Below are 1,235 nucleotides of genomic sequence, written 5' to 3' on the forward strand. Positions count from 1 at the left end.
TGACGTGCCCCCGAAAATTGGACCAGTCATAACTGGAATTTTCGGCGTTTTGGCGCATGGCGCCGAATGCGTCGATGCGCCGTTGATCAGCGTTATCGGTGACTTATTGCCGATCGCGCTGTGCGGTCTGACCTCATTGTAGTCTCTACGCCATTCCTCCATTTTCTCCCTCGCGTCATCGAGGCTCATGAACCAGTGGGCATTGAGGCATTCCACCCGAAACTTGCCGTTGAACGACGCGATGAAGGGATTGTCGGTCGGCGTGCCGGGGCGCGAAAAGTCGAGCACGACATCCTTATGATAAGCCCACAGATCAAGGTCGCGCGAGATGAACTCGGAACCCTGATCGACCCGGATCGTCTTCGGATAACCGACGCTCTTGCCGATCCGCTCCAGCGTCAAGACCACGTCTTCGCCCCGATAGCTGAAACGCGGATCGACCGCAGGCGAGAACCGCGAGAAGGTGTCGACAATGGTCAGGACCCGGATCTTGCGTCCCGTGGCCAGCTGGTCGTGAACAAAGTCCATCGCCCAGGTCTCATTGTGTCGCTGCGCCTCGCAATGGTCCTCGCGCAGCTTCGCTTTCACTCGGCGCTTGGGCGTCTTGTAGCGCAATTGCAGGCCAAGGTTCTGGTAAAGCCGGTAGATGCGCTTGACGTTCGCCGCCCAGCCCTCCCGAGCCAGAAGCACATGGATGCGCCGGTAGCCATAGCGCACCCGCGTCCGGGAGATCTCCTTGATCCTTTGGCTCAACTCGGCCTGGCCGTCACGCTTCGACTTGTAGACATACAGCGACCGATCGACCCGTAAAACTGAACAGGCGCGCCTGATCGAGGTCTTCCAGTCCGATCGCAGCTTGTCGACAAGCTCCCGCTTGCGGGCAGGCCTCAGAGCTTTTTTGCGAGAACGTCCTGAAGCATGGCCTTGTCCAGCGACAAGTCGGCCACGATCCGTTTCAGCTTCGCGTTCTCTTCTTCCAACTGGCGCAGCCGCTTCATCTCCGATGGCATCAGGCCAGCGTACTTCTTCCGCCAATTGTAAAACGTCGCGTCCGAAATTCCGGCCTTGCGACAGACGTCCGCGATCGCGACGCCGTCTTCCGCTTGCTTCAAAACGAAGGCGATCTGCGCCTCCGAGAACTTGGTCGCTTTCATGGAACTCTCCTTGGTCCCCGTCAGGGATCATAATTGGAAAATTCCAGTTCAGAATGGCCGAGTTTCCCGGGGCCAGGTCAC

Annotated in this window: 1 protein-coding gene; it reads right to left on the reverse strand. The window is 58.5% G+C overall.

What is annotated here, in order from left to right:
* Positions 1-1,154, reverse strand: a protein-coding gene (locus QM467_RS19700) for an IS3 family transposase (protein ID WP_446737811.1) whose coding sequence is annotated in 2 segments (ribosomal slippage) — positions 1-902 and positions 902-1,154 — 1,155 coding nt annotated over the 2 segments. Because the reading frame shifts where the segments join, the coding sequence is not laid out codon by codon here. This gene is flagged as partial in the annotation.
* Between the last annotated feature and the right edge of the window lie 81 nt (positions 1,155-1,235).

The organism is Rhodoblastus sp. 17X3, assembly GCF_030056575.1.
Classification (GTDB): Bacteria; Pseudomonadota; Alphaproteobacteria; order Rhizobiales; family Beijerinckiaceae; genus Rhodoblastus.